The sequence below is a fragment of the uncultured Mesonia sp. genome (assembly GCA_947499595.1).
Classification (GTDB): domain Bacteria; phylum Bacteroidota; class Bacteroidia; order Flavobacteriales; family Flavobacteriaceae; genus Mesonia; species Mesonia sediminis.
The window spans coordinates 64,389-71,884 of sequence record CANMOY010000011.1 but is presented as its reverse complement, the minus strand read 5'-3'; the positions used below and the strand labels follow the sequence as shown (position 1 = coordinate 71,884).

Genomic DNA, 7,496 nt, shown 5'->3' with positions numbered 1-7,496 from the left:
ACTCTGATGGACCTACCATCATCTTATTTACAGCATTCAACCGTTTTATTGCCTTGGTTGATTCTTGGCACACTATGGTTTGTTGCGTGGTTTAAGCACCTAATTTAGTAAATAATTACCGACCAAGAAAGTCTGCGAGGACTTTCGTAAGTAGGCGAGAAGCCAGAAATAAACTATATACGGTGTTGCCCACAGTTATTTTAATTTTTTATCGATTTTTGTTTTCATTGCATAATAATTCATTTCATAACAAACTCGACCGAGTAAAATGGCTGGATTTATTTTGTATTGGTCTCCCAATGAAATAATTTTATTATCATCTAATGGTAAATGATTATCTAAAATATCTTGCCAAATGTTTACTGCAATTAAGGATTCTTGAGCATAATTATCAGCTTCTTTTTCACATTGGTCGACATTTTGCTTTTTGGTTAAATCCATAAATTTTCTGTTTCTGTCATTTCTGAGATGCAAATGGATGTGCCCAATTTCGTGCATTATTGTAAATGCAAAATTATCAATTCTATTATGGCGTAAAGTCAAGGCAATTACAGGATTATTGTTAGACCAAAATGAAAACCCATCAATTGGCGTTTTTTCTAATTTATCAATTAGTAACATTTTAATTCCGAATTGATTTAATAGAGTTTGGACTCGTTTAGTTGTATCAGAATTTTCATAAAAAATATTATTAAGATTAGAAACAAGCTGATTGAGATTATCAAAATTAAAAGTGTTTGTTTTCTGATTTTTAGCTTCGTATTGAGCTAAAGAACTCCAAGCAAACATATTTTTATCATCAATTTTAAGTTTTTCTGATTTGCGATAATATGCAAATTTATCTTTTGAAAAAGAATTAACTAAATCATCGATTGTCTCAACATCATATATTTTCTTTATAGCTTTAATATCCTCTGATAGTTCATCTATTAGGTAATTATGCTTTTTGAAGTAACGAACAGGAACATACTCTTTTATAATATTCCATATTTCTATATTTCTTAATTTTTTAATATTTTTTTGTTTAACTCTAGCTTTATCTATTTCATATTGTGATTGAAATTTCATCCAATAGTCTGCTGAAATCCCTAATGATTTTTCTAATAGAATAGCTAAATCTGCTGTTACAGGTCTTTTGCCTTTAATAATTTCATTAAGAAATGATGGTTTTACACCAAGTTCTTTTGCTAAAGTTCTTTGGGTAAAATCTGGTATAGCATCAATTTCATCCTTTATTAATACTCCAGGATGTGTCGCTTGTGCAGGAATTAATGTTGTTTTTAGTGTCGCCATTTTTAGTTTTTTTAGTTACTTGTAATGATTGCTTAATTCAATAATTGAACAAATCGTTAAAGTATCAGGTTCTTCTCCTTCTACAGAACTAATAAATTCTATCCGATATTTTTTATCTACTCTTACGGATTCTAGTCCATTTTTGTCTCCAATTAATTTTTCATAATTCAAACTTCTAATTGGATATAACTCTTCGGTATATTTCGCAGCTCTTAATTTATCTATAGTTTGTATATACTTTTTTACCACAGCCGGTTGGAATCTATGCTTTTTATTTTTTGCTTTTCCATTTTCGTATAGTTCTTTTAAGTAATCTTTTTCAAAAATTATTTCCATTCTGTTTGAATATCATATTGCAAATGTACAAATATTATATCAAAAAAGTTCACTTTATTCGTGAACTTTTTGTTTTCTGTTAATTGTGGGCAACTGGTTATATCGAGTCAAATATACACTTTATTGTATAAAATTATCCGGATAAAGATACTTTTTAATAATTAATATCAGAGTAGTAAAACAATTTAAATTTATAATTATCAATCAAAAAATTAGTACAAACTGCTTTACCTTGCTTAATCAACCCTTGTCAATAGTCAGGCCTTACTTTTCTAATCCTTCCTCCTGCCCTTCGATTTAAATTTAGTATTATAAATATCTTAATTATTTTACTTCATTCCAATATTATTATAGTCAAACCAATCCGTAAAAACCGCGTAAACAAAGCCTTTAATCTTATAAAGTTTAAAAAAACGATAAGCACAAGTCGAGTTGAATTTGTTCGTCTTGGCAGAAACAGTTTTATAAACCATCTACCCTATAGTATAATGAGCAAGCCGATTGGAAACCCTAATGACGAACATAAATCAATAAACCCAAAATGATATAATGAAATTGCTCCCCAAAAATCAATCGTTTTAATTATTTATTCAGCTTATAGCTTAACACGTATTTTCCTTAAATACTATTAAAAATTATAAGATGAAAACAAATCTATATTACAGGTGAATCATAGTTTAAGCCAAGGATGCGCTTCATTAAAAAAAATGACTATTTTTAATTTTTAATAAAAAGAAGAATTTTAACAATGAGAGAGGCAAAAAACCAACTTATTTGCGATCCGCATACGGGGGTCTGTTCCATACAATCAGATGAAAAATCTTACCCCACTCCTATCCTTCCGCTTAAAGCGGATAAAAAAATCAAGGTAATCTATTTTACAGATCCTATTTGCTCGAGCTGCTGGGGTATAGAACCTCAATTGCGTAAATTAAAATTAACCTATCCTCACCTAATCGATATCGATTATAAAATGGGCGGATTGTTACCCAATTGGGACTATAATGCAGGAGGTATTAGCGGTCCGGCCGATGTTGCCAAGCATTGGGATGAAGTAAGCCTTCACTATCAAATGCCAATAGATGGTGATGTATGGCTAGAGCAACCTTTAGACTCATCTTACCCTCCTTCTATTGCATTCAAAGCTGCACAAGCCATAGATCCAGATAAAGCAATTGCCTTCTTGCGCTATTTGAGAGAAGCAGTATTTCTAAAAAAACAAAATATAACATTAGAGATCACTTGGCTCCAAGCTGCACAAAAAGCAAATTTAGATGAGCTTAAGTTAAAAGCCTTAATTCATTCTGGTCAAGCCGAAAAAGCATTTCAAGAAGATTTGACCTTGGCACAACAATTGGGTATTCGCGGATTCCCTAGTTTGCTCTTCCTTAACCAACAACAGCAACAAAAAATGATTTATGGGGCACAAGATTTTACTGTTCTTGAAAATAGCATTAAAACTTTAGTTCCTCAAGCTAAAGCACAAAATTACCCCAAAGATCTGGAAGGTTTAAGCACAATATTCCACTCGCTTTGCCCTAAAGAATATGCAGTTTTGGCCAACATTAGTTTAGCCCAAGCTCAGGACGAACTAGACCAGGCTTATCAACAAGAAAAGATGCATCGCTATATTACAAAAAATGGCAATTGGTATGCTAAAAAATAAGCCGTACCACAGCTATAAAAAAAGCTGCTTTCATCACAAAAGCAGCTTTTTTTTTGAAGATTTTAATCTTTATACTATATCAAACAAAGTGTCTTCGCTTAATCTAGATTTGGGTAAAGCGGCGTTAAAATCGTCTTGCGCTCGGTAGCCTAATCCAACCATAACCAAAGCCGTATAACCTTGCTCACGTAAACCAAACTCCTCGTCTAAGGCTTTCATATCTATTCCTTCCATAGGCACGGCGTCTATCCCTAAACTGGCGGCTCCCAATAAAAAGCTGCCTAAATTGAGATACACTTGTTTTTCCATCCAATGCTGAGCATCCTTTAAGTCAAACCGGTGAATATCGGTAAATAATTTTTTGGCACCTAAGTTTTGAGCTTTTAAATCGCTATTGGTAAATCGGCCATCGGCATCTTCTTTTTCGGTCACTTGCTCTAAGTACCCGTGATCAATATCGGTTTTAGCACAGAATAAAATCACATGCGAAGCTTGCTTCACCTTGGCAGCATTAAAACTAAAAAACCCTGCAGTACCTTTAGCCATACGCTCCTTGCCTGCATCGGTCTTGGCGATAACAAAATGCCAGGGCTGCGAATTGATAGACGAAGCACTCATACGCAGTAAATTCTTTAACTGCTCTTCATCTTCGGCACTTATCTTTTTATTTTCATCGAATGATTTGGTGGTGTAACGCCAATTTAACAGGGCTTCTAAACTCATTTCTTTTTGCATAACAATTTTTTATCTTTACTATAATTTTTATAGTTGCAAAACTAAATATAGTCAACTACATTTGCAATACCGGTCAAAAAGTATAGTATGGAACACGAAAAAAATCAACAGTTACAGGATTTTGTTTATCAAGGTAAATCATACCCCTGCTGCACCAGTTTAACCATGGGACTTATTGGAGGAAAATGGAAAACCGTAATTCTTTACCATTTACAACAAGGCCCTTTACGTTATAGCGAATTGCGCCAACAAATGCTACAGGTAACTGAGCGTACATTAAGCTTACAGCTTAAAGCCCTAGAAAAAGACCAATTAATCAAACGTAAAGTATACCACCAAAAGCCACCTTTAAAAGTGAGCTACAGCTTAACCGATTTAGGAAAAACACTTGAACCCCTTATTTTGCAGCTGGCCCAATGGGGTGAGTTGGTCATGCAAAACCAAATCTTAAAAGATCAAGCCCAAACAGAGAAGTAAATTACTTATACCGCCTATATTTTAAAATTTAAAAAATACGTTAAATCACCTATGATTTAAGTTAACATGGATTGTATTTTAAGTAGGCTTCGCCAGTTTCGGGCGGTGCATTTACTGCCCAATTGTTTTTCTAAAAATTGAAGATTCAATTTAGAGCGATGCGAGACGCCGTCGTAGCGGATGTAAAGGGCACGATTACCACACACCAACCGATCAGGTGCAAATTTTTCTTTAAACGGATTTAAGAGCGCTTGAAGCGGAACAGATTTTTGAACAAAACACACGTGCAATTGCTTGTGATCAAAATCCTCACCCTTAAAAGGATTTTCGGCCACGACTTGATTCCACATAGCGGCATCACGCACAATCACCGGTATATCAAATGGGTAGTGAGCGGCTAGACTGGCACTTAAGTCTTGCTCAATTTGAGCGTTAGAGGCATCGGACTGAAATAGTAAATTTCCGCTTTGCAAGTAGGTTTTAATATTTAAATATCCTAAATCTAAGGCAATTTGCCTTAAATCTAGCATACGCACCGGGCGGTGACCTCCCACATTGATACCGCGCAACAGCGCAATCTTTTTATCTTCTACCCTACTCATAGCAAGTTCAAATTTTTAAAATTCTTTATTTTCTTCGGTAACTAGCCTCAGCAAAGAGCTGATAGGCTTCTTTTATTTTAATATAATCTTTCACTACCCAAGTGTCATCCTCTGGCTGGTAGCGGTAATGGCTTTTCCCCTGTTCACCCTCTTGCTCTTTCCAAAAAACCAAAAACTCGTTTTCATGCAAATGCCCAGTGAGTTCTAATTGCTTACCTCTACTATCAAACCACTGTCCGTTTATTTTACCCGAATCATCCCACTGGTAAAAGGCACGAGCTGCCATGCCGTTTTCAACCTCATTCATTTTATTTTCAAATGCTAAACTATAGAATTTACCTCCCCAATGCTTTTTCCAATTCATCTTAAAAACTGCTGGTCTTCCCATGAGTTTTCCAGTTCCCTGCCATTCTGTATCGCAAAGCACATCTAACCATAGCTTTTCAGATTGGTTTTGAGCTTGAGCCGATAGTCCCAAAGTGAATAATAATACTAAGATCAAGGTGTAGGTGCATTTCCACATAATTTAGTTTTCAACAAGCATTTGGCTAGCAAAATACAACTTTTAGTTAAAGTGGCTTTGCTAAATTTTGGTTTAATCAGAGCTATAATCAGCATAAAACCTCATAATAATTCTATTATTTGGAATGTGTCTACTTAATTTTCCAAAAAACAAAATGCTAGGCGTAGTTCGATTAATTTTTTGATGCTTTCCCTTGCAAATACACCCCATTTGAACCTGAATTACAAAAGCAAAAATAAATGCAACAAAAGATGATTTTGACTGCCAAGCATAAATGTGACATAAGCTATCCTGCGGAAAATGCAGTAAACGCTTAATTTGAATACAAGTCTACTGGCCAATGCAGCATGTCAAAATTGTCATTTTGACAGTATATGATAATTTTTTGTCAGCCATTATAAATAGTAACCGCAAGAAAGAATCAAATTAGTAAAAAAAAAGTTAAAAATTAAATTAGCATAGTAATAAGGTATGCAATTTGTTTTAGTATTTACACTTATTGTTTAATCTAAAATTTTGTGATTATGAGTCAGTTAATTCATGTACCAGAAAACGGAAGTTTAGTACCTAAGCAATCAAAATCTAACTTCCCTACCTTATCCTCTTGGATCAATGAGCTATTTGATCGTGATTTAAATCAAATGTGGTCTACTTCAAATGAGGCTCAAGCATTTATTCCTCAAGTAAATATTAAGGAAACTGCAGATGCTTATACAGTAGAGATGGCCGCTCCCGGCTTAAAAAAATCTGATTTCGAGATTGATATTGAACATCAAGTGCTTAGCATTTCGGCTAATCAAGAAAAGAAAAAAGAAGAGGATAACGAAAAATACACGCGTAAAGAATTCGCCTACACCTCTTTTAAACGCAGCTTTAATCTACCCGAAACCATAGCCGAGGATAAAATTAAAGCACAATACAGCGAAGGTATTTTATCTATTGTGCTGCCCAAGAAAGATGAGGCGAAACAGCAACCTCCACGACGTATAAAAATTAGCTAAACCTTAGCCAGGTTAGCCTTGTGCAGACGCAATAACTTGTAAAATCTTAAAGTTGTTAAAAATGTTCAGAAAGTTTAAACCAGGTGATTGGGTACGCATTAAGGGAGAAGAAACGAGTCCGCAAATGAAGGTGTTAAAATATGTTCCTAAAAAGCTACCCTTTTCTCAAAAAAGCTATGCTGATACCTTGGTAGAATGCGTTTGGTACAACCAAGCTAAACGACACCTAGGTGTTTTTAACCAAAATCAATTAATCAAAATTTTAAACGCTGGGGGACTATTTAAAGCATAGTCCCCTGCTGTATTAAACTAAGACGTTATGAAAATACAAAATTTATTGCTTGTGTTATTACTGGGAGCCTTCCAGTTGACCCAAGCACAAGAGCACAATAAAAAGCTAGAAAGCCAGCCTTACCATCAGCCAATTCAAGGTACATGGCAGGTAGAAAAAGAATACGATTCTTCTGGTAAGCTTATTCGTTACGATAGTTTATACACCTACTCTACAACCTCGGTAGATGAGTTACCTAAGGCCCTAGACAGCCTCTTAAAAAGTTGGGAAGCTAATTTTAAACACGATATACCCGCTACAAATTCGCTTTTTAAGTGGTTTACTGCCGATACAACCTTTTTAAACTCAAGTCGCCCAGAGGCATGGTTGCAGTCAACTCCAGAGGTTTTCCCAGAGGCTTTCAAGGCACTACAATCATGGATGCAACAACAGCGACGCCTGTTTTTACAAGAATCAGATGAACCAGAAAAAGCCCCTCACAGTACTATCTAGCTAATTACAACAGATTAATATTGCTTCGGCTAAACAACAAATGCTATAAATTAAGTAGATTTATACTTTAGCGATAGTT

10 protein-coding genes are annotated in these 7,496 nt (G+C 34.7%); 5 read left to right on the top strand and 5 right to left on the bottom strand.

Going from position 1 to position 7,496, the window contains the following annotated elements:
* Positions 1-195 precede the first annotated feature (195 nt).
* Both ACH2AZ_RS11545 and ACH2AZ_RS11540 read right to left on the bottom strand, forming a co-directional pair.
* Positions 196-1,293 carry a HigA family addiction module antitoxin gene (locus ACH2AZ_RS11545; protein ID WP_394907965.1) on the bottom strand — a complete coding sequence of 366 codons (1,098 nt, stop codon included), beginning with the start codon at positions 1,291-1,293 and terminating at the stop codon, positions 196-198.
* Between the two features lie 15 nt (positions 1,294-1,308).
* Positions 1,309-1,629, bottom strand: coding sequence for a type II toxin-antitoxin system RelE/ParE family toxin (locus tag ACH2AZ_RS11540; RefSeq protein WP_299051811.1), 321 nt, complete (start codon positions 1,627-1,629; stop codon positions 1,309-1,311).
* 748 nt (positions 1,630-2,377) lie between these two features.
* Here ACH2AZ_RS11540 and ACH2AZ_RS11535 point away from each other — a divergent pair.
* On the top strand, positions 2,378-3,295 hold the full coding sequence (locus ACH2AZ_RS11535) for a DsbA family protein (RefSeq protein ID WP_394907964.1): 918 nt from the start codon (positions 2,378-2,380) through the stop codon (positions 3,293-3,295).
* Positions 3,296-3,364: 69 nt separating this feature from the next.
* Here ACH2AZ_RS11535 and nfsB read toward each other — a convergent pair whose 3' ends face one another.
* Positions 3,365-4,030 carry an oxygen-insensitive NAD(P)H nitroreductase gene (gene nfsB / locus ACH2AZ_RS11530; protein WP_394907963.1) on the bottom strand — a complete coding sequence of 222 codons (666 nt, stop codon included), beginning with the start codon at positions 4,028-4,030 and terminating at the stop codon, positions 3,365-3,367.
* Positions 4,031-4,117: 87 nt separating this feature from the next.
* On the opposite strand from nfsB, the gene ACH2AZ_RS11525 reads away from it, so the two are divergent.
* Positions 4,118-4,507: a winged helix-turn-helix transcriptional regulator gene (locus ACH2AZ_RS11525; protein WP_394907962.1), complete on the top strand. Its 390-nt coding sequence runs from the start codon at positions 4,118-4,120 to the stop codon at positions 4,505-4,507.
* Between the two features lie 56 nt (positions 4,508-4,563).
* Here the strand turns inward: ACH2AZ_RS11525 and ACH2AZ_RS11520 are convergent, their stop codons facing one another.
* Both ACH2AZ_RS11520 and ACH2AZ_RS11515 read right to left on the bottom strand, forming a co-directional pair.
* Positions 4,564-5,109 carry a DUF1697 domain-containing protein gene (locus ACH2AZ_RS11520; protein WP_394907961.1) on the bottom strand — a complete coding sequence of 182 codons (546 nt, stop codon included), beginning with the start codon at positions 5,107-5,109 and terminating at the stop codon, positions 4,564-4,566.
* Positions 5,110-5,134: 25 nt separating this feature from the next.
* A complete protein-coding gene (locus ACH2AZ_RS11515; RefSeq protein ID WP_394907960.1) occupies positions 5,135-5,632 on the bottom strand; it encodes a hypothetical protein in 498 nt (165 codons plus the stop codon).
* 524 nt (positions 5,633-6,156) lie between these two features.
* Here ACH2AZ_RS11515 and ACH2AZ_RS11510 point away from each other — a divergent pair.
* The 3 genes from ACH2AZ_RS11510 to ACH2AZ_RS11500 all read left to right on the top strand — a co-directional run bounded on the left by ACH2AZ_RS11510 (position 6,157) and on the right by ACH2AZ_RS11500 (position 7,417).
* Entirely contained in the window at positions 6,157-6,633 is a 477-nt protein-coding gene (locus ACH2AZ_RS11510; RefSeq protein ID WP_394907959.1) for an Hsp20/alpha crystallin family protein, read from the top strand.
* A gap of 61 nt (positions 6,634-6,694) precedes the next feature.
* On the top strand, positions 6,695-6,925 hold the full coding sequence (locus ACH2AZ_RS11505; RefSeq protein WP_394907958.1) for a hypothetical protein: 231 nt from the start codon (positions 6,695-6,697) through the stop codon (positions 6,923-6,925).
* Positions 6,926-6,952: 27 nt separating this feature from the next.
* Positions 6,953-7,417 carry a hypothetical protein gene (locus ACH2AZ_RS11500; protein WP_394907957.1) on the top strand — a complete coding sequence of 155 codons (465 nt, stop codon included), beginning with the start codon at positions 6,953-6,955 and terminating at the stop codon, positions 7,415-7,417.
* The last annotated feature ends 79 nt before the right edge of the window (positions 7,418-7,496 follow it).